At 33.6% G+C, this 23315-nt stretch carries 14 protein-coding genes; 7 read left to right on the top strand and 7 right to left on the bottom strand.

From position 1 onward, the window contains the following. Window positions 1-189: 189 nt before the first annotated feature. The 4 genes from MUB18_RS08240 (at window position 190) to MUB18_RS08225 (ending at window position 6765) form a co-directional block, all read left to right on the top strand. Window positions 190-2517, top strand: a complete 2328-nt coding sequence (locus tag MUB18_RS08240) for a TonB-dependent receptor domain-containing protein (protein ID WP_248755608.1) — start codon at window positions 190-192, stop codon at window positions 2515-2517. Between the two features lie 19 nt (window positions 2518-2536). Further along, window positions 2537-3004, top strand: coding sequence for a thioredoxin family protein (locus MUB18_RS08235; RefSeq protein ID WP_248755607.1), 468 nt, complete (start codon window positions 2537-2539; stop codon window positions 3002-3004). Between the two features lie 634 nt (window positions 3005-3638). Further along, window positions 3639-4325 (top strand): hypothetical protein, encoded by a 687-nt coding sequence (locus MUB18_RS08230; RefSeq protein WP_248755606.1) that lies wholly within the window; start codon window positions 3639-3641, stop codon window positions 4323-4325. A gap of 79 nt (window positions 4326-4404) precedes the next feature. After that, complete coding sequence (locus MUB18_RS08225; protein WP_248755605.1) at window positions 4405-6765, top strand: outer membrane beta-barrel family protein; 2361 nt, start codon at window positions 4405-4407, stop codon at window positions 6763-6765. A gap of 181 nt (window positions 6766-6946) precedes the next feature. Here MUB18_RS08225 and MUB18_RS08220 read toward each other — a convergent pair whose 3' ends face one another. After that, entirely contained in the window at window positions 6947-7804 is an 858-nt protein-coding gene (locus tag MUB18_RS08220) for a hypothetical protein (protein WP_248755604.1), read from the bottom strand. Between the two features lie 140 nt (window positions 7805-7944). Beyond that, window positions 7945-8805, bottom strand: coding sequence for a M57 family metalloprotease (locus MUB18_RS08215; protein ID WP_248755603.1), 861 nt, complete (start codon window positions 8803-8805; stop codon window positions 7945-7947). A gap of 291 nt (window positions 8806-9096) precedes the next feature. On the opposite strand from MUB18_RS08215, the gene MUB18_RS08210 reads away from it, so the two are divergent. Further along, window positions 9097-9723 carry an FKBP-type peptidyl-prolyl cis-trans isomerase gene (locus tag MUB18_RS08210; protein WP_248755602.1) on the top strand — a complete coding sequence of 209 codons (627 nt, stop codon included), beginning with the start codon at window positions 9097-9099 and terminating at the stop codon, window positions 9721-9723. Between the two features lie 689 nt (window positions 9724-10412). Here the strand turns inward: MUB18_RS08210 and MUB18_RS08205 are convergent. Then, a complete protein-coding gene (locus MUB18_RS08205) occupies window positions 10413-11096 on the bottom strand; it encodes a hypothetical protein (protein ID WP_248755601.1) in 684 nt (227 codons plus the stop codon). Between the two features lie 257 nt (window positions 11097-11353). Between MUB18_RS08205 and MUB18_RS08200 the strand changes: the two genes are divergently transcribed. Continuing rightward, window positions 11354-12994: an NAD+ synthase gene (locus MUB18_RS08200; protein WP_248755600.1), complete on the top strand. Its 1641-nt coding sequence runs from the start codon at window positions 11354-11356 to the stop codon at window positions 12992-12994. Between the two features lie 73 nt (window positions 12995-13067). After that, window positions 13068-13628: a DUF4136 domain-containing protein gene (locus tag MUB18_RS08195; protein ID WP_248755599.1), complete on the top strand. Its 561-nt coding sequence runs from the start codon at window positions 13068-13070 to the stop codon at window positions 13626-13628. Window positions 13629-13694: 66 nt separating this feature from the next. Here the strand turns inward: MUB18_RS08195 and MUB18_RS08190 are convergent, their stop codons facing one another. The 4 genes from MUB18_RS08190 to MUB18_RS08175 all read right to left on the bottom strand — a co-directional run bounded on the left by MUB18_RS08190 (window position 13695) and on the right by MUB18_RS08175 (window position 23315). Continuing rightward, the gene (locus MUB18_RS08190) at window positions 13695-14732 is read right to left on the bottom strand and encodes a GntR family transcriptional regulator (RefSeq protein WP_248755598.1); all 1038 of its coding nucleotides are present in this window, start codon (window positions 14730-14732) and stop codon (window positions 13695-13697) included. Between the two features lie 165 nt (window positions 14733-14897). Further along, entirely contained in the window at window positions 14898-16970 is a 2073-nt protein-coding gene (locus MUB18_RS08185; protein WP_248755597.1) for a RagB/SusD family nutrient uptake outer membrane protein, read from the bottom strand. Window positions 16971-17007: 37 nt separating this feature from the next. Continuing rightward, window positions 17008-20136 carry a SusC/RagA family TonB-linked outer membrane protein gene (locus MUB18_RS08180; protein ID WP_248755596.1) on the bottom strand — a complete coding sequence of 1043 codons (3129 nt, stop codon included), beginning with the start codon at window positions 20134-20136 and terminating at the stop codon, window positions 17008-17010. Between the two features lie 395 nt (window positions 20137-20531). Further along, entirely contained in the window at window positions 20532-23315 is a 2784-nt protein-coding gene (locus MUB18_RS08175; RefSeq protein ID WP_248755595.1) for a glycosyl hydrolase, read from the bottom strand.

The raw sequence follows: 23315 nt of genomic DNA, 5'->3' as shown, positions 1-23315 counted from the left end.
GTCGTGCAGTCGCAAGTCACATCGCGATCAACTGTGCTATATTAATTATTTTAAACAAAAAAAAGTGAAAGTATCATGAGCCTTTTGCTCAAATTGACATTTATGATAGCCGTGTTCCATATGGCAACACCCTTATTATGACTAGTCCAGCTCATGATCGATCTGTAACTATAAAAGACAAATATCCTAATGAAAAATATACAACTGTTGATTTGCTTTATGCTAATCAGTATACATACCTATGCACAACACACATTAAAAGGAAAAATCAGCAATCATGAAGGGAAAGCTATTTCTGGAGCAACCATCAGTCTGGAAAACGGAACTCATACAACTGTATCTGATACAAGCGGAAATTTTGAATTACAGAAAATAACGGGCCAAAAACAAAGTATACAAATAAGTGCTATAGGATACCAAACCTTAAAACAAACGGTACTTCCTTCTGATACAATCATACCATTTAAATTAAATACGGACAATCTACATCTCCATGAAGTTGTTGTCAGCGCCACCCGCTATGGAGTAAGTAAAAAAGAAGCTCCGGTTATCGTACAAGTCTTAGGTCCTAAACTTTTTCAGGCAACACAGTCTGTCGCTATGTCTGAGACTTTAAACTATCAACCGGGAGTGCGCGTAGAGAACAACTGTCAAAACTGTGGCTTTTCACAGGTTCGCCTCAATGGTCTCGAAGGTGCTTATTCACAAATTTTGATCAACAGTCGTTCCGTATTCAGCGCTTTAAATAGTGTATATGGACTAGACCAACTTCCCACAAGTATGATCGACCGTATTGAAGTCGTTCGTAGTGGTGGTTCTGCCCTATTTGGAGCAAACGCAATTGCCGGAACCATTAATATCATTACCAAGGATCCTGTTGAAAACGATTGGCAAATTAAATCCACCAATTCTTTAATCGGTGGCAGCAGTTGGGATAATACAGTAGATTTCAACACCTCATATGTAGATGAAGACCTGAAAACCGGTGTTACCTTTTATGGTATGCATCGTAATCGTCAACCTTTTGACAAAAATAAAGATGGATTTTCAGAAATTACAAAACTAAAGAATACGACTTTTGGTACTAAAGCATTTTTTAAGCCTTCCGATTTCAATAAAATAACCGTAGATTTTAGTACCATTCAGGAATTCAGAAGAGGAGGAGATCAATTTAACAAAGCACCTCATTTTACAGCTATCACCGAACAGCTGGAAACAAGCTCCCTTATTGGAGGGATCACCTATGATCACTATCTGTCAGATTACAAACAGAAAATATCTGTTTACGCCTCGGGACAGAAAACAACACGTAAAAGTTTTTATGGTGGACTGGGCGAAGCTCCAACAGCAACGGATAGTTTAAGAGCGGCAAACTCATATGGTGATACTGACGATGTATCTTTCGTAACGGGCACACAATACACCAATAATTTTGATGAAGATGTGTTCACAGGTGGTATTGAGTTCAATTATAATAAAACAAATGATCAGATTCCAGGTTATCAACGCATTATTGACCAAGAAACAAAAGGAATAGGTACCTATGCTCAATACGAGTGGAAACCAATATCCTCTTTTAAAGCATTGATCGGTATGCGATATGACTATATTTTTGTAGATGGCAACTATCAATTGCAGCAGGTGGAACGGAGTAGTCAGAAAAATTTCGGATCATGGAATCCCCGTCTAACTATTTTGTACGATATCAATAACAATATTCAGTTTCGCGGAGGTTATGCACGTGGATTTCGTGCTCCACAAGCCTTTAATGAAGATATGCACGTCACTTCAATTGGTGGAAAACAGGTATTTGTATTAATAGGAGAAGATTTAAAAACGGAATATTCCAATGCCTATACAGGCTCATTTAATTTAAGCAGAAACTTTGGAAATACACAGACCAGTCTTTTAGTGGAAGGTTTCTACACGCAATTGAATAATCCTTTTACAACTGTTTTGAAATCCGAATCTAACGATATCATGATTGAAGAAATGCGAAACGGTACAGATGCTTATGTATTTGGAACAAACGTGGAACTAAACATTGCCCCCTCAAGTATATTCAGTTTACAAGCAGGAGGAACAATCCAACGATCCAGATTCCAATCTGAACAATTGATCGCAGAGGCCAAACCAGGCCAAGAAGCCATCATGTCTAAAGATTTTTTACGTACTCCGAATGTTTATGGCTACTTAAATGTCAATTGGAAAGCAACAGAGAGATTCGCCGTCGATGTTACTGGTGTATATACCGGAGATATGAAAATTTCGCATATCCAACAAGAGATCATGACACTGAAAAATACGCATGATTTTATGGAATTAAATTTAAGATTAGGTTACACTTTTGCTATTCACAAAGATTTTAATCTCGAATTATTTGGAGGCGTACAAAATATGTTCAATGCCTTCCAAAAAGATTTTGACCGAGGGGCTAATCGTGATTCAAATTATATCTACGGTCCCACAAAACCACGTACAATAACTTTTGGTATTAAAATTGGTCATTTTCACTAATCCTCTTGATTAAAGAAAGATGAAATATTTAAACCAAATTATTTTATTGACGATAATTATCCTTTATCCGCTCAGCCATTATGGACAAGAGCGGATAATTTATACCTCTTTTCAACAATTAGATTCTTTATTAAGCGTAGCCCCAAGAGAAACGATCATTTTTATTCATACTGATTGGTGTAGCTATTGTAGAAAGATGGAAAAAGAGGTATTTACAAAAAAAGAAATCGCTAAATTGATTAATGATAATTACTACCTGATTAAACTAGATGCTGAATCAGTCGAAGAAATTAATTTTGATCAACATACATGGAAACCTCAATCTTTCAAAAAGCAGACAGGAGTATATCATCCTTTAGCATCCATATTGTTAACCAATCAAAAGATGATTTTTCCCACACTCCTTCGTTATGACAAAACATTTAAGCTAAAAGCTGTACAACAAAAATATCTTAGTTCAAAAGAGTTGGCTAGTTTTTTAAGATAGTTGATTTGAAAATTTCATAAAAATAACACACTTTTTAATTAGTGTAATTGGAATTCGATTATTAAGTCTTGAATAAAATAGTTAAAGTTAAATAGCTGTTATTTTCATAGACATAGTCTACGCCTTAATTAATATAAACAATTTTCCTGCCATTTTAATTACAAAACAACATCTACAACATAAAAGAATTTTTAAAGAAAAAGGTCTTTAAAAGGAATTAAATAGCCAATAAAAAAAACACTAAACTATACAAACCACTGATGAAATAATTTTTTTACATCAAATTTAAAATTAATCGAACAAAATTACAATAATTGAATAAATTAACAAATTACATTCATTTCCTAAATGAAAAATAGTGATTTTTTTGTAAAAAAATCATTTCAAGGATTTACACCCTAAATTATATAAACAACTGTAAAACTGATTTTTAGAAAAAAAATTACTCCCAATATTTAACCCCAAAATAAAAAGATAACAATAATAATCGAAAGTAAATAATAAACCAACACTTTATTACATATAATAATAAATAATTTTCATAAAAAACATTTCTTTAATAATTTTATTCATACCTTTGAGGCACTAGCTAGTTTCTTTAAGAAAAATTACAATTTAATAAATTAAAAATATTATGAAAAAAAGTATTTTATTGTTTTGCTCAATGTTATTTACCGGAGCAACGTTATTTGCACAAAGCTCATTACCTGCTGGACCGCTACCTGCAGGTGTACAGCCCCACCCTTATTCTTCCCCACAGGATAATTTTAAAGCAACAAAAATTGTAGAAGCAAAAAAAGATAATAATGGCATTTGGTATTGTTTAGTAAAATTAGAAGCACTAGCAATCAAGAATCATGCACCCAACATTAAATTTTATGATGCACCCTCATTTATTGATGCGGTATATTTTTCAAATTACGACGGTACATATATTCACTCTCGACCATTCAATAATGGAGGATATTCTCCTAATACTCCAGGTCAAAATGAAGTGTCGAAATATAAGAGTTATAATCAATATATGCCAACAGGTGAGAAGGGATTTTTCGTTTGGTTAAAAGCAAATTATGCTACTGACTATCAAATTGGTATTATTCCAAACCCAGGTGCCAATAGTCTACCTACACCAAATATTATTGGTGGCGACACATTTGATCTATGTTATCAGATAGGCTATACCTATAAAAGTGGATTTCCATCAAACATACGTTTTGGTGGCTGGCTTGTGAGCTTGGAATGGTTTTTACTTCCTTTTCCAATTGGCCTAACAGGCGAACCATTAAAGATAGACTTAGTCATCGCAAGACCTAATAATTAGAAAAGCTAAGTGGTAAAAGAATGTTTTATAAAATAGTCTTTTACCACTTTGATAAATAACCTATCTACTTGCCACAAGTATGAAGATTGCAACATTTAATATTTTCCTGTTTCTATTTTTGGTATCCGCGAGTACATGGGGGAGTATTCATTCCTCAAAATTTCATGGACACAGCAAAATTACACATATAAAAGACACCTTAAAAAATAACATTTTAGATACCGTAGATATTAATTGGAATCAACATACAATTGTCGTCGATTCATTAAAAAGGAAAATGTTTCCAACGGCATATGATTTGTTGAAGAGCAATACAGATTTCAGATTTGAGGATGATGGCGTTTATTATCGGGGTAAACTAATAACGATAATAAAAATAAATGGTCAAGTTTTTAATTTCATTTCAGTAATGGAGTTATTAAAGATATTTCCATCAAGTATACTATCTGCATATAATTTAGATGCCTATACAGATTCAATGAATAAATTTTGGGGTAATGAAAATAAAGATATTAATTCAATTAATTTAAGAACACCAAATGGTAAAATAACAGGATTGATTGGAAATTCTTCTCTCAGATACAATTTTAAGAGCAAATATGATCTCAATGGAAACATCATTTATTTTAAAAATAACAACAACACTTTAATAGATATAAATCTTAATAATAATTCTTGGAATTGGGCTGCTGACATTGGTAATAATTCCGATAAAGCTATAAATAGCAAAATATCAATTCAGAATAACACAAAGTTAAAAAATGGAGAATTCAGTTTTAAAATATTGCATAGTGAAAATAACACCATTTCTAAAGATCAGATTATTGACAGTTTTTCTGTAGTTAAAGATACTATCACTAATAAAAATATTGATAGAACTCAAGAAAATCTTAGTCGAAGTTTTCATATAAATTCCTCATTAAACAAAACATTTAATAAGTTCTATTTTGATGCATCTCTAAATGTTCAAAAAGAATATTTTGACATGATGAAAAAAAATTCAAATATTAATAGTATAAATAAATTTATTTCAAATAATACTTCGCAAACAGAGGGATATAGAGCAAGTTTCAACATTATATATAAACTCTATAAAAAGAATTTATTTTTAAGTACAAATACATCGATAGGGGAAAACAGATCACAGAAGCAAAACTTTTATGAGAATGACACCATCTTTAATAAACTGCTGAGCCAAGACAAAAATATTTTTTTTCAATCAAGAACATCATTAAAATTCAATTTTAAAAAAGTTTTTTTAGGTGACATTTACTATAGCTTATCTAACTCAAATTCAATTTCAAATAATATTATAAATGTTATAAAAAATGTTGATTCAAAATTGAAACAACATAATCAAAATATTGGAACAACAATTAGATTTTCTAAATCTATAATAGATTTTAGTTCGAATATTTATTTTGAGAAAGCATTCGATACATTTAAAAGTGATTCAAATAATAATTTTTCAAATAATAATAAGGGACTATTATATAACTCATCCCTGACTTTAAGATCAATAAATTCAAGATTAAATAATGTATTTACATTTCAAAAATCTCTAATTTACACAACCTTATCTCAAAGAGATCAAACAAATGTGATTATATCCGACAATTATTCCAGTATGGGTAATCCAAATTTGACTAACCAATCTGTATATAATTTTAATTTAAATACGAATTATCAAATGAAAAATTCAGATAATGTGAATTTAACGATCTCAACCTCTTTAAATAAAGATAAAATTATAGAAAATCTATTTGTATTAAAGAATGACACTATTATTTCTGGAATAAAATTAAATGAAGGTACTAAAATGCTAACATACTCCAATTCTAACAATAGCAATAGTCCTAATTCAACTTTATCATTATCATATACAAAAGCTAATTTTATTATTACTAATTTAAATCTACAAAATAGTATATCTTATTCAAGTGCAAAAACAGAAAGAGAAATAAATGACAAAGAATTTTCAGACAAGTCAGATAATTACTCAGCTAACATAAATGCTATTTATTATAAAGATAATTTTTCCATCAATTTAAACTATGGAATATCGTTTAACAATTACAAATTTACAAATATTGAACAACCTTCCTTAAATAGTATTATTAAAAATGTTAATCAGACAATATCATCAAATATTAAAACTAATTATTTTAAAATATTCAATTTTGAAGTTAGTAATCAATATAATACAACAAATTCTACTGGGATTACAATAAAAAATAATCGAACAGATATGATTTTATCTCAGAATTACTTAAAAAAGAACCTTGAAATAAGTTTAAACATTATTGATATTTTCAATCAAATGAAACAAGATAAAATTATAAAAAATGATTTCTTAGTCACAAGAGAATCAAAAACAAACATGATAGGTAGGTATTTCTTATTAACTCTAGCATATAAATTTCAGAGATTAAAATCTTAATCTTATAAACGGATAAATTATTATATTTCTAATTCTTAAAACCATCTCTAAAAATAAAATTAAAATTATTACATTGGATAAGTAATTAAAACACTGTAATCATATAAAAATAGGTATTAAGAATTTCAAATATAAACTGATAACACTGTGGAGTCAGAAGACTAGATATTATTACATAAAATTAGAATGGAACAGTTAATGATAAATAATTTTCAATAATTAAAATTTCATTATATTTCACTTGAGTAAATAAAGTACCTCCAGATTTCAAATATGCTTTATCAACACCTTTATATCCAATTGAGTATAATAACTTATTTATTAAAGAAATAGAATATTTTTCATTAAAACTATAACTCAAAGAATTTAAAGTACTAAAACCATAATTAAATTTTACAATTTGATCAAAACTAGTAGGATGCTTTAAATCATTTCTTAATCTCCAATCTGCTTTTGCATAATATCTACTAAATAGTAAATCAGCACCTACATTGTAATTAAATTCCCGAAACAATTTCATATTGTACTTAAATCCAATTTGCAATCCATTTACATACCATTTATAAGTACTATTTACTGAAGAATTATGGTTTATAATATTATTTGAGGAAATATGATTATAACCAACATTTACGAAAAGCTTATTTTTATAAAGTTCATATTGGGGTAAAAGTTGAATAATTCTAAAGTTACTATTATTAGAAGAGAATTGCTCATGATAATTTATTCCAGTTCTACCATTAGCAGTATAGTCTATGTCACTAACAATCCCCTTAAACGTTCTCGAAGATGAAATAGACATATTTAAACTCAAATTTTCCAAGGTAATAGAAGCCTGTAATCCGTAAGAAAAATTCACGTTCCTCCATACAAGTTCAGATAAGTAGTCTGGATTATTTCCATTTAAATCTCCAGAAATTGACCACGATGTTTTATTATTACTAATTCCTATGCTTGGAGATAATCGGAACTCTATTTTTTTTTGAGATATTGATTTAATAGATTGTAAAAAAAGTAATAAACTTAGAACATATTTCATAAAAATGATGTTAGCTATAGAACAATTTAATAGAACCACTTTTAATAAAAGTGATTCTATTCTGAAGGTCAATTTATCATATATCTAAAGGCAGGGATAATTAAGTGATAACTGATTTAAGAACAAACTTAATTGTCATTTTAGTAAGATGTAACTGCTCCCGCGACAAACCATAATGCTTTTTTATCGGCTGTTGTGAATCCAGACCAATTATTTCCACAAGTATTCATATTAAAAACTGAATTATTATCAGGATTATTTGAGTTATTAGAAGTCCCAGGAACACTATATGCACCTACACCAAGACCTCCTACATAAACATATTCAGGTTCACTACCCCTCCAATTAGTATGCCGCAAACCAAGACTATGTCCCAGTTCATGAGCAACTAAAAATTTTCTTTGAGATGAACTTAGAGTATTCCAGTGAAACAAATTTAATCTTATGTTTTTACCAATTTTTAATTGAGCAATTGCTACAATAGGTAAATTAGGAACAACAGTTGGTGCATCAGCACTACCACAAGTCTTCGATTGCTCATTAAATGCCACAAATATCAAATCTGCTTCAGCTGGTGTATTAACCTTTGTAAAGCCAAGGCTAAGATACTCAGAAGCAAGTGGAGGAACTTTAAATTCTGGAGGTCTCTCAACACTACTAATCGCTTCCATTGCTGATACGATTGATGCTTCATCTGTTATAATTGGTGGAATATAATATTTTATTGGTCTAACAGCAGTATAGGAACGAGGAAACATCGAGGCTTGCCTAGGAGTGGTATTGCTTAAATTAGATTTATACAAAATTATATCTCCTTCTACTGTAATAGTATCACCTCTGTAGCTAATTCCTGTAGTATCATAACCCAATTGATGAATAATTGATGAAAGATTTGACAGAGTTGACTCATCAATGATAACTTCTTGCTTAGAACAATTTGAAAAACAAAACATAGTAATTAACATTACTATAATTCGATTAAATGATTTAAAATTTATCATACGTTAAATATATTGATTCAGATATCCAAATATACAACAATACCATATCAATAGGAAAAAATATCGCTTCATAGTATTTTATATAAAAATTAATATCTGAATTCTTATTAAGTTCATTTTATAAATGAATATTATAAATAACATAAATGATCAATTAAAGATTCAAAACTTTAATTAAGATTAGTTTTGATAACATTCTTTAAAAGTGGTAATTTTTTTTTATTCCTTTGTAGCGTATATTGATAACAACTCGTTTTAACACTATAATCAAATAAATAAGTTAAGAATTTTATGAAAAATTTTACAAAAACCCTTTGTGCAATGTTAGCTATGATTATTGCTTTAGCATCTTGCAGTAAATCAGATGACTTTTCAAAATTAGCTGAAGAACAAAGAATTAAAGATTCTATCGAAAATGAGAGAATTCAAAATATCCTTAAAACACAAGCTCCTCAATTAAAATCATTCGCACTGAAAAATTTCACTAATCCAAAATTAGATACAGCTAAAGGTATTTGGTACGATTTGATTACAGAAGGAGAAGACGCTTCTTACAGCTATCAGTTCCAATCTAATGGTGCTCTAGTATTCCCAACCGCAGTAACAAAATACAAAGTTACTTTGTTGAATGGAGAGAATCAGGGAACATTGGTGGATGAATCTAAAGATGGAACTCCTGCAACTTTTACATTAGATCGAGTTATTGCGGCTTGGCAAATTGCCTTCTTTCCTAAAAAGATGGCATTCCAAGGCAAAGAGGTCAACGTAGGAGGATTAACAATTAAAGGCTTAAAAAAAGGAAGTAAAATTAAAATTGTAGCACCTTCTTATTTTGGATATGATCAAACTGTAAAGGATAAAGTACCTGCAAATTCACCTTTATATTCTGAAATTGAAGTTGTTTCAATTAGCAATTAAATCAATATCAAAAAGTTAGTTTTTCAACTTTTGGAATACATGTATGATTAAAGGATAAAAATTAAATAAGTACAATTTATACATAAAAAAGGATCTTTATTATTGTAAAGATCCTTTTTTTTATACCAACTCAAAATTGAAACAACATATTTCAATCAGAATGTACCCGTAAACACCTATTATCTTTCTCTCATATTAGTTTAATACATTATTATAATAAAATAGTTTTTGAACAGCTAAACTATCATATAGAAAAAGTTAATTACTTAAATTTTTACCTTGATCAAATTATACCAGCATTTTGATTCGATGGTTAATGAAAAGATCGGCCAGCAAATAGTGAAAGAAAGTTTGAAAAATACAACATCAAAAATTGTTTGCTAATGTATTAATACAGCCTTTGTCGTATAATTCTGATTCAATTACGAATTGATAATAAGATACATAAAGTTATTCATCAAGATTTTTTTTATTTTTTCATTTTCAAAAACTCTAAATTGATAATGTTGCATAACATTATCATCGGTTATTGTTATAAGTTAGAGTAGTAATTATAAAATATGCTTAAACAATCTTAGATTTTCCCCTTCCACATATTATATATAAATTTTTACATCAATGATAATATACTATTAATTCAAAAACGACAAAGTCTTTTTATATAAAAAAAGACTTTGTCGTTTTTGAATTTACTGTGGTTTTGTTGTTAAAAGCTCTACTACAAGATTTTGACCTCTTCCTCCACCTATACCGTTAGGAAAAGCATCCATTGATACATACCAATGACCAGTTTTGGGTGGTAATAAACCATTTTTATAAAAATATGTAAGATTATAAATTACATCAAAAACATTTTCTCCCGAATAGAATGGAGGAATACCGTTTGAACCAGGATTATCAACAATCCCAACCTGCGTATTTGACAAATAATTTGCTTTCAACCAAATAAAATAACCATTTTCTCCCGTTGGTTTATATTGGTTATAGGATTTATATAAAGATACTTCGTTTTGACCAGGGGTATTCGGGTCATAAAACCCAGCAGTATTACATTTGAAATACATAGGAGTTCCACCAATTACATTTGGATTTTTTATATAAAGTCCATTACTAAATTCTGGATATGAAATATAGGTTAGAGAACCCCCATTTGCGTCTCTGTAACCCAAAGCTTCCATTTTAACTAAACAATACCAACGACCATCATTTCCTATTTTTGCTTCAACAATTTTTGTTGCTCGAAAATTATCTGGTGAAGTATACTTAAATATTGGCTTATCTGTTGGAGCAGGCACAAGCGGCATTGTGCTTTGAGCATATGTTGTAAAAGCTGTCAACAAGATAAAATAAATTAAAATAATGTTCTTTTTCATAATATAAAAATTTATTTTTTTTAAAATTTGCTAGCAACAACAAATATAACAATCTAAAATTAAAAAAAAGATTTTTTTTGCATAAATATGAATTTTACATTAATATAAAACTAATGGGAGGTAAAAATTTTCATACAAAATATTAATAACACAAAAAGATTAAAAAGGTAATTGATCATTACAATTAAATATCCGAAGCAAAAAAAACTTCTTATCTTGCTCTCATATTCTTTTAGTACATTACATAACATCGTAAAATGAAAATAGCTTTAGCACAGTTAAACTATCATATCGGTAATTTCAGTTCCAATACTTCAAAAATTATTGCTGCTATTGAAAAGGCAAAAGCACAACAAGCTCAGATTATTGTTTTTTCGGAATTAGCAATTGGAGGATATCCTGCAAAAGATTTGTTGCAAAACGCAGCATTTTTAAATAACTGCCATGATTCTTTAACTGTTATCGCCTCGCATTGTCAAGATATTTTATGCATTATCGGAGCTCCTATACCCAATACCGATTCTGAAGGGAAAGCACTCTATAATGCTGCCGTTTGTTTGGAAAATGGTAAAATTATCCATGTCAGTAAAAAAGGGCTTTTACCAGACTACGATGTTTTTGATGAATATCGTTATTTTGAACCCAATCGTCAATTCACTTGTTTGACGTATAAAAATACAAAAATAGCATTGACCATCTGTGAAGACTTGTGGGATGATGACCAAGGGAATAATTCATATGTAGGTGATCCTATGCAGGAGCTACTCCAAGAAAATCCCGATCTATTGATCAACATTGCTGCCTCACCATTTTCATATAGCCATTATCAAGATCGACTTGCCGTTTTAAGATCGCAGGTAGCCAAAGCTCAACGTCCACTGATTTATGTCAACCAAGTTGGCGCTCATATGGATATCATTTTTGATGGAAGATCATTGGCTATGGATGAAAACGGAGCAATTTGTTGTGAATTAAAAAAGTTTGAAGAAGATTTGCAGATCGTAGATTACAGCAATCAAACCATACAATCGACGATAACATATACCGCACCTCAAGATCTAGAAATAGCACTGATCCATGAAGCGCTATTATTAGGACTTCGCGATTATTTTCGTAAATCAGGTTTTAAGAAAGCGGTATTAGGTCTTTCTGGTGGTTTAGATTCTGCTTTAGTAGCGGCACTTGCTTGCGAAGCATTGGGAGCTGAAAATGTATTAGCAATATTACTTCCATCAATCTATTCTTCTGACCACTCCATTCAAGATGCATTAGATCTCGTTAAAAACACGAATTGTGCACATCATATAATTCCGATCAAAGATATTACGCAAGCTTTCGAAACGACTTTAGCTCCGTTTTTTGAAGGACAGCAACCCGGTATAGCAGAAGAAAATATTCAGGCCCGAACAAGAGGTACATTGCTGATGGCGATTTCAAATAAATTTGGACACATTGTTTTGAATACATCCAATAAAAGTGAGGCGGCTGTTGGATATGGCACTTTGTACGGAGATATGGCGGGATCCATTTCTGTCATCGGGGATGTATATAAATCTAAAGCCTATGAACTTGCGCGTTATATCAATCGCAATCAAGAAATAATTCCTGTCAATACAATCGATAAAGCGCCATCTGCAGAACTGAGACCTGACCAAAAAGATTCAGACTCATTGCCGCCCTATGATTTACTCGATCAAATACTCTTTCAATACATTGAGAAACAGAAATCAAAGGAAGAAATAATCGCATTGGGATTTGATGAAAGTACAGTAGAAAGAATCACCAAATTGGTCAATAATGCAGAATTTAAACGGTTTCAAGCCCCTCCCATTTTGCGTATAAGTCCTAAAGCTTTTGGTCCTGGTCGTTCTATGCCACTGGTTGCTGTTTATCAATAATTTTTTTTAAACATTTTATTAAACCTTTAATAGATCTATTTGTCTAATTAAAAGAAAATTAACCCTATTGGTCATGAAAAAAATAATTTATTTCTTATTTGCAAGTCTAATTCTTGCTTCTTGCGCCTCTTATCAATACAATACGATGCGCGATGAGAAAATTGACTTCTCACAATATCGTACTTATGGGTGGCTACCACCTGTAGACTCACTATCAAAGTCATATTTTGATAATGATATTGCCCGCACAAATATTTTAGATGCAAGTAATAGCGAACTAAATGCAAAAGGACTTACCTACAGTAAGGACAATCCAGATTTGTTGTTTCGCTATATAACAATTGTCAATAACAAAAGCCGTTTGGTATACGGTACTTCTTACGCGTGGGGTGGTCCTTGGAACTGGTACAGACCTTGGTTTTCACCTTACTACGGATATGCGAGCTACCCTGTTGCTAAAGAGCGCTACCGCTATGCTCACTTAATCGTAGAAGCCGTAGATCGTAAAACAAATAAAGTCGTATGGCAAGCACGTGGCTCAGGTGAAGTGAATAGTCCTGAAAAGGCAACGACGAATATTGCTAAAGTCGTGAAAGGAATATTCAAACAATACCCGACCTCTTCAAAAAAATAAGAGGATGATCATCATATTAAAAAGCCATGATATCCATCATGGCTTTTTTTTAAAAAAAGGGTTAACTTAGATAGATGCCCTTATTTTAATATGAAAAGGTACTTCCACCCTTTCCTTTGATTTATTCTTAATCAGATCTGCCGCCATTCTTCCCATCATTTCAAAATCCGTAGATATTGTCGTGATACCATTTAATATAAATTTCTTTAGCGGAGTTTCATTATAGGAAATGATACCTACATCTTCGCCAATGATGAGCTTTTTTTGTAATACTTTATTCAGTAATTTGACCAAGTCATCTTCAATGATATTGATGTAACAGGTACCCACTGTTATTTTTTCTTTATTGAGTTCGGATACCAATTCATGTTCAAAAGCATATTGCTGGCAAAATTTATAGAAACCTTTTATAATGGCTTTTGGAAAATCACTATAATCCGGGAATACCAATTTCAGCATCTTATATTTACTCAAGGCTTCATTCGCCTCTTCCAATGCTAGGTAAATATCTTGCTCATAATTTTCGTAAACAGCGGGAAAGTCTCCAGGGACATCATCGATAAATTTCCCTAATAACATCAATTTATCCGTTGGAATCCGACGGATAATTTCTGGAGCTTTATCTCGTCCTTCTTTAAAATGTGGAAAAAGCACATAATAGTCATAGGTCTTAGTCAGATTTGCTAACAAATTCTTCAAATACGAAAGGTCTGAATTGTACACAAACAAATCCAAATTGGCGAAGTCGCCAAGCTCTCTGGCAAATGAATCATAAACTATTTTTTTATGAACACTGAGTTTGTTTAAGAATAATGCAATTTTACATTTGGATTGAACATCAATTTTATTGACATAATATCCTTTCCCAGGATTAGATGCAATAATTTCATTCTTTTTTAAATAGCGATACGCTTTTTCAACCGTATCTCTAGATATTTCAAGATAAGCACTACATTCATTGATGGATGGTAGCATTTCATGCTTCTTGAGTACCTCATTCTTTACCGCATCAATGATGGTATTCGCAAGTTGTAGATATTTGGGAGTAGCTGAAAAATCACTAATTTCAAGTGTCTTTAAAAATTGAGAGGTTGAATTGGTCATTTTATAATTAAGATTAATGCCTAAAATAACGATTAATGAGCACAGATTTAAAAGAATATATCTTAAATCTTAAAAAGTAGATACTATACGATACCTCTAGACCTTAAAAGGTGAAAACAAAGAGACCTATCTTGATATCGATAGGTCTCTTGATTATAGTCACTATTAATATCCAGGGTTTTGCATAGCTTGTTTTTCAGCAGGTGAAAGTGCAGCTCCTGACTCATTGGTAATTGCATCCAAAAATGATTGCGGAATAGGTCTATAGTAATGGGTACTAGGATTGAAAGCCGTATTGCCTCTCACAAAACCGTCGTTAAATGCTTTCCATCGAGATTCCAATGTTTTGGTACGAGCCAGATCCTCCCAACGATAAAGTTCACCACAAAGCTCACGCGTGCGTTCATTGAGTAAAAAACTCATCATTTTTTGTGCATTGGAGGTCGCTCCAATCTTTTCATATATAGGCTTATCAACAACAGAATTATAAATATCATTCACCGAATTAATCAATAGGTTAGAAGCTGTTTCACTTGTTGATACAGCCATATCATTATTCGATTCATAATAGGAGTTTCTCTCCCAATAAATTGCTCCATCAGCAGAAAAACCACCTCCTTTTCCAACTGCATATGAATTATTTTTGTATGCTTGTCCACCATCTACATTTTTCGCACGATCTTCACCAGCTTTATAGCCAGCTCGAGCTCGAAGTTTATTTATCCATTGGATTGCATTAGCATAATCCTCTTTACGGATATAAGCTTCAGCCACCATCAATACATCTTCTGCCGAGCGCGCCATGATCGCATCACGGGTTCCAAATTGTGATGCAATATTTATCCGATAGCCATCTCTAAATTTAGATAAGGCGACCGATCTGGACTGCACCCCAAAATACCCATTATTACCATGAACACCTACCCATGCCTGAGGCTGCCCCTCAAAATAGCGAACAAAAGTATGCGTATTTTGCATCACACCATTTTTTAATACTCCTGTTGCATCACTAGCAACAGCCTTATAACGCCCATCCCCTGCGTTATTGACAATATATTTAATCGCCAATTCTCCACCTTTAAATCTTTTAGTTCCTGCCACAGTTCCTGCTGGACCTAAAGCGGCATTATTAGCGTTCCACGATGGAGCTCCATTGGTGTTGTTACTACCATACATGGTGATAAACGATTTCCAAAAACGCGAATCGTTTACACGGTCAAATACATCCATGGTGTAGTTTGTAGCTCGGGCATAAGAAAACTCACGTCCACCAGATATATCACGAGATGTCCCAGCTAAATCCTGATAAACAGCAGGATAGTACAGATGCATTTGATTACCATATCGACCCCAAGTCGCCTGATCGTCCGAAAACTGTGCAGACAACACCACCTCTGAAACTTTCTCATTGGCGCCATTTGCCCTCTGATAATCCCAAAGTTTGACATAATCATCTACTAAAGGATGTGCATTAACCACCTCTGAACTGTACTTGATAACCGCATCCAAATCAGCAGCAACAAATGAAGCATTCCAACCCGCATATAATTCGCTAGCACGTGTTAATTGTGCTTTTGATAAGTAATGCGCCGCAGCCCATTTGGTCACACGACCAAATTCAGTCGCAGATGGCGGTAGTAAATCATACGCTTGTTTCAAATCTGAAACAATTTGTAAAAAACACTCTTCTTCTGTAGCACGTTTGAAAAAAGTTTGAACTCCCTGAGATGGTGTCAATTTTAACGGAACAGCACCAAACTGTACAAGCAATTGTAAATAAAAATAACCACGCATAAAATAACCTTCTCCCAAACGCGTATTATAGTTAGAACTGGACTTATCGTAATAAAGTGGAACATTTTGAATCAACGTATTGGCAGATTCAATGCCACTGTACATATTGTCAAAGACAGGAGCAATATTACTTCCTCCATAAGTTGATTCCGCAGGATTCAGATCCATACTATAACTATTGAAACTTGGCGAGGGATTGTTGGCATCTGTAAATTCGTCAACACCCAAATTAAAAAGTCCCATAGCCCATGTATAATTAAACTTAAACTTCAGTTTAGAATAAACACCAATGGACAAATCATCAAGTCCTTTTTCGGTCTTAAAATAATCCGTATCTGGAATAGTGATCTGTTCTTCATTCAGAAATTTCTTACTGCAGCTATTCAAAACGAATAATCCAGCAGCTCCCAACAGGGAAGCAAGTAATATCTTATAATTTTTCATTTTCTTTTTTTCTATAAAATGTAATACTTTCATATCATCAGAAGCCAATATTAACACCTATTACTGCTCCTCTTGTGGTAATAGCAGATCCAGCCTGCACCGTATTGTTATTGTACGTCGATAAATCAGGATCTAAAAAATCAATTTTTGAATATAACATGGCTGGATTCATCACTTGACCATACACCTTAAAATTACTGATCCCTAATTTTTTCAATTTTTCAGCTGGGAAATTATAACCAAAACTTATATTTCTCAATTTGACAAATGAGCCATCGCGGTAGTTCATGGACGAATTGTTCGGATCTGCAGCCTCACCATTGATACCGGGTTGATAATATTCAGCATCTTCATTGATTTGAGGAATAAAATAATCGAGTTTTCGCATCATGAAACGTCCTCCCAATGTTTCTGCTCCTGCGTTGATGGTCTGCCCCCAACGTGAATAAATAAAGAATGACAATTCAAAGTTTTTGTAATTGAAGGTATTGGAGATTCCACCAGACCATTTGGGACGATAAGATCCTAAAACCTGACGATCATAATTACGATCGATTTTACCATCTGGCACACCATCTGGGCCACTTAGATCCTTCACCCGAATTTGTCCCGGTTTTGCACCATACTTTTTAGCCTCTTCCTCTTGATCCGTCTTCCAAATCCCATCATATACGAGATCATAGGGTACTGAAATCTCTTGTCCCACGATCCAATTATTATTAAGATCTTCGCTTCTTCCATTGGCCAATTCCACCACTTTGTTTTTATCCTTGGACCAGGTAATCGATGTCATCCATTGAAAATTTTCTTTTTTAATATTCACCGTATTAACCTGTAGATCGATACCCCAACCCTCAGTTTTACCAACATTCGCAAAAGTTGTCGTATATCCCAAAATGGAAGGTATACTCATGACTTGCAATAAATCGTTTGTTTTTGTCTTATAGATGTCAAATGCTCCACTAATCCGATTTTGGAAGAAACCATAATCTAAGCCTAGATTATATTGTGTGGTACGCTCCCATCCTAGCTCTGGATTCGCCATTTTCTGAGGATTAGCTGCTGATGGATCCGAAGCAATATATCCTGGGGTAGAGTTTGTCGAACTCCAATTATAAAAATTCTGAGTTAATAAACCTTTTGTCTGGTAAGGACCTATTGCGGAGTTTCCCACAACACCAATTCCCAAACGTACTTTTAACGTGTTGACAAAAGAGACATCCTTCATAAACTGCTCTTGATCGATACGCCATGAAGCTGCAACTGAAGGAAAGGATTGCCACTGATGGCCTGGAGCCAAGACAGATGCGCCATCCCAACGAACAAATGCGCTTAACATATAGCGGTCTTTATAAGAATAATTCAGACGAGCCATATAAGAATTCATCTGCTCTTCCGATAAGCCAGTACCATATGACCCAATAAAACCTCCAGAAGATATATTGTACCACAATTCTTCTGCACTATATACATCTGTAGCTTTCATATTTGAATTTTCAGTATTGCGAGCCGTGGAGGATTGCAATAAAGTAACGCCCAAGTGATGATCCGTTCCAAAATCACGGTCATAATAAATTAAATTATCTAATGTCCAAGCCAGATTCCGGTTAGTAGAATAAGTAACCGCATTATTGCCATCACCGTTTATTCCATCTGCAGCATTGGCCAAACCAAGACGATAATAGCGAAACTCGGGACCAAATTGCATCCTGTAGCGTAATCCTTTTAATGGAGCATAGATCTGACCGAGATCAAGTTGACCGAAGAAACTTCCATTAGCTCCAAAAGTTTGTCGCTGATTAGTATTATATTCTAATTCGTTAATTGGATTAATGATATTAATATCACCTGCAGCAGGATTACGCAGATATTTACCATTCTCATCATAGGGTACTGTCCAAGGTAACATGCCACGTAGAGCACTGTAGTAGTCCCCCGCTCCTGTCACAGATTTTGAAAAGTTATACCCATAATCTTGATCAGAGAAAAATGTATTGATGGATGCGCCCATCGTAAACCACTTGGTCGGAGTCGCTTCAAAACTTACTTTAGACGTATACCGATCAAATTTTTGTCCCGGCTGAGTGGCATCCTGTTTCAAATAACCAAAAGATCCATAACCCCTAGAATTTTCTCCACCACCAGCAATACTTAACGTATGTTCTGTGGACAAGGCATTTTTTCTACCCGCATCAGCCCAATCGTAGTTTCCAACGAGGTCCGGATTCCATACCGTATTATTATTGGTCCATCCTTTGGCAATATTTTGCCATGAGGCCGCGACAGAACCCCATAAAGAAAAATCCTTGCTATAATCAGGAGTCGTCGTTTTGTTTTTTGCCAAACGTGCATAATCTAACCATTCTGCTGCATTCATATACTCGGTGACATCATACATTTTTTCCAAAGTAGCCGTTCCTGCATAGTTTAATGTCAGTCTGCCTTTTTTTCCTTGTTTTGTCGTCACTAGCACCACACCATTCGCACCACGAGCTCCATATACCGCTGTTGAAGAGGCATCCTTTAAGACATCAATGGATTCAATATCGCTTGGGTTGATATTGTCAATACCACTTGCCTGCAACACCATACCATCCACCACATATAATGGACTTTGATTTGCACTTAATGAACGAACACCTCGGATTTGAATACTACCAGTTGTGCCAGGTCTTTGATTAGAAGTAATATCAACACCTGCCACTTTACCCTGCATGGCTTGTAAAGCATCTTTTACAGGCATTGCCTTTAATTCTTTTTCCCCAATACTCGCAATAGCTCCAGTTAGATCCTTTTTTTTCATGGTTCCATAGCCGACGACAACCACCTCATCCATGACATCAATTTTAGGTACTAAAATAATGTTAAATCGTGTTTGACTTCTCACAGCTATTTCTTGTGACTCATAACCCACGCTTGAAACCACCAATAGATCTACAGGTGCGCCTGTGATCGTAAAATTTCCTTCAGCATTTGTTTTTGTTACAGCGGATTTTCCTTTTACCTGAATGGTAACTCCTTCAACGGGTGATCCTTTCTCATCATGGACTCTTCCGCTTAATGTTGTTTGAGCATACAATTGAACAGTACTGTAGATGGATATCACGACCAGCAACAAGTACTTTTTTAAAACATGTTCAAACTCAATTTTGAAACTGCTTCTCATTTGGTTATAATTTAGATGTAATTAGATATTATTTCTATCGATTTTTTTTTATAAAAAATCAGTATTAAGCAATGGTTACATAGAAAGCTAAAGTGATTATTCTCTTGTCAACTACTGGTTACAGTTTCAACCAAGACCTTTCTAGATTTATAATGATGTATAAATGTAGAACGATAAGATAAATTATCCATCCTGCTCAATCCTGCCAATTCTGTTCAGGATTATAAAAAAAGAGCCACCTTTTGCTTAAAAGGTGGCTCCCACATCAACAAGAGGGGGTAATAATCAATAAACCAAGTAATTAACACTAAACAAAATGATGATAATACCTGACCTATACTAAAAATTAGAGCCTCGCCAATACGAAACTCTTAGTCAGATATAAAACTTTATTTTCAATAACTAAAAAGCTCAACAGGCCCGATCAACCCACTATCCATAGGTTCCCAATCACTAGCATCAAATTCTTTATAATTGATATTGACAAAATTGATTTCATGATAGTTTCGCCATGACACTTTATTTTTGTCTAAATAACGCATCCGGTTAGCCATTAAATTAGCAACCTCAACACGTATATTATTTTCACCATCAACCAAAAATTGTTCGATATTGGTCTGAAAAGGAATGGACCACAAAATCCCAGCATCTTGACCGTTAATAAATACCCGAGCACTTTCAGCCACTCTTCCCAATTTCAATAGATAGCGCTTTCCATCATTTTTTTTCAGAGAAAACCTGGTTTCATAAGCAGCTGTACCCGAAAAATCAACAGCTTCTTGATCATCCCACTTGGTCCAAGAGGTTAAGGTTTTCACGTTTCTTGAATGAGGTAAAGTTGGCCCCCCCGCAATAAAGTTAACTTTCCATGGCGCAGTCAGCTGTACTTCCGCATGTAAGTGATCCATATAAACATATGCCTGATCGGCCCTTTGATTTGGAGAAACTAAAACGATCCAAGAATACCCAGGTTGGATCTGCACACGAATTTTTCCCGCTGTAGGTGTCAATGCATAGATCTTACCAGTTTGTGGATCAAGTAGAGAATAATAATTACTTTTTGCATTAAGCTCAATAGTTTTATCGACAGTTTCTGAACCATGATTTACTAAATAATAATAAATCTGATCCCCTGAAATACGACGCGTAAACTTTAATCCAGTTTGACTGACCCTTTCAGGAAAAATATGTTCTGTTTCTAAAGCAGTATGGATATCCGTAGTCAAATAAATTTTTCCTTTTCCATAAGCAGTATATTGGTTTTTATTTTCCTGATCAAATCCTAACGAACCGATATATTGCTGAAGCATAGCAGTACGTTGCTCCAATTGACTAAAACCTGGAACTTCCTTAGGCATGGCTTGAAAAATTATCGTAGCACCATCTTCGGCTAACTGCAATATTTTCTTCATTGTGTTTTCCGAAAAATAATGACAAGCTGGAATATAGATCGCTTGATAAGGATGAGCCTCCTTAGAAGTTAAAATATGATTTCCCTTGATTATGGATTGATTCAAAATATGATCACTTGCAAAATCGAAACTATAACCGCGGCGTTGCAATTTTATGCTTTCCTTATAAAAAGCTGTTGGGTGTAACCAGTCATCAACATCATGGACTTTCAAAGCTTTATCCCATACTTCTTTCCCATCATCACTATGCGATGCATGCTGCAATTTCTCTGCATCATTCCACAGATCATATACAGGCCAGTAAACCAATAATTCATGATTTGCCTTCGTCGACTGTAACACAGACTGCACACGTGTAATGTATTGGTTTAAGCCGGAAAGATGATCCCAAAAAGAGTTGTGAGGAACAAAATTAACAGAAGCATAAAACAACCAGCCTGGATAAGGTACTTCTTGAGGTGAATAGGTCGTACCGTGATAGAATATATGATTGACACCGGCAAGAAATAATTGTTCGACCTCAGGTTTGGTTTGAGATAAAGAGGTCTTAAAATGCTCGGTTAACCAAGTAAATGTTTCCGAAGAGGTATATTTTTTTCCATATACATTTGTTGCCGAAGTAGCAAATTTTGCCATCATTGGATCGGGATCTACATTTCTGACATCCGCCGAATCCCTTCTTAAACCAGGAATTTGAAAATAACTAGAACCAAATGTTTCGCATTCAGCAATATCGGTAGCTGCATATAGATCAATCAAATTACCCGGTGAACCGTGTGCTTGATTTTTAGATAGTGCTCCATTTTGCTGTGCAAATGCTGTAAAAGGGGTTAAAAAATTTTTAGTTAACAACATATCGACCACCTCTCTGTAATCAGATTTAATTCTTGCCATCTTATTGACATCTCCACCCTTCCCCGCAAAATCCAACAGGTGGTCTTGTAATTTATATCCCTTCATCCGATCAAATTCCAATAAGAAAGTATCCGTCCAGTTTGCACCATAAACTTCATAACTATCATTAAAGAAAGCTCTGACTTTTAAATTTTTATGATCAAATGCATGGTCAAATCTATTTAAATAGTTTTTTACGGATTGACTCCCTAGATGGTCAAGCGTATAGCCTTCACCACCAGGAGCTGCCCTCTTTACTTTTTGATAGGTTCTTGCAGTAAATAATGCCCATATTCTAACATCTTCAGGAGCTGTCCAATAGCCAGAAATACGATCTATATTCACGTCAAGATTGATTTCCTTATTGCCTGCTGCATAAGCTCGTAGCGCTTGCAATGCAGCATATTTATGTTTGGAATCTTGTGGTTTTAAAGGAAATGTGAGTTGCTCTCCCTTTTTCAAAACGATTTCTTCCAATATCAATTTCGTAGCAGCATCCTTTTCTTGGATTTGCGGACCACCAAATGGCCAGCCTGTACCCAAATTCATGTCGACCCCCATACCGAGTTTAGTCGCTTTATCTGTTGTTGCGTTCAGTATATCCATCCATTTAGGAGAAAGGAAATTGATGTATTTATTTTCGAAGCCCTTCGCCCCATAAATAGGCGTAATTTCTACTCCACCAAATCCACTTTTTTCCAGCAATGTCAATTCACGTGCTATGTTTTCCTTATCTACAGCAGATCCCAGCCACCACCATCTTGTCCAAGGTTTCATCTCCTTAGTAACTTGGGGCCAAAGATTTTGACCATAACATTGACCACCCATATTCATAGCACATGCAATCAACAAAAACACATATATTTTTTTCAT

The sequence above is a fragment of the Sphingobacterium sp. PCS056 genome (assembly GCF_023273895.1).
Classification (GTDB): Bacteria; Bacteroidota; Bacteroidia; order Sphingobacteriales; family Sphingobacteriaceae; genus Sphingobacterium.
Note: the sequence above shows the minus strand (reverse complement) of the source record. Positions and strands in the feature narration are given on the sequence as shown.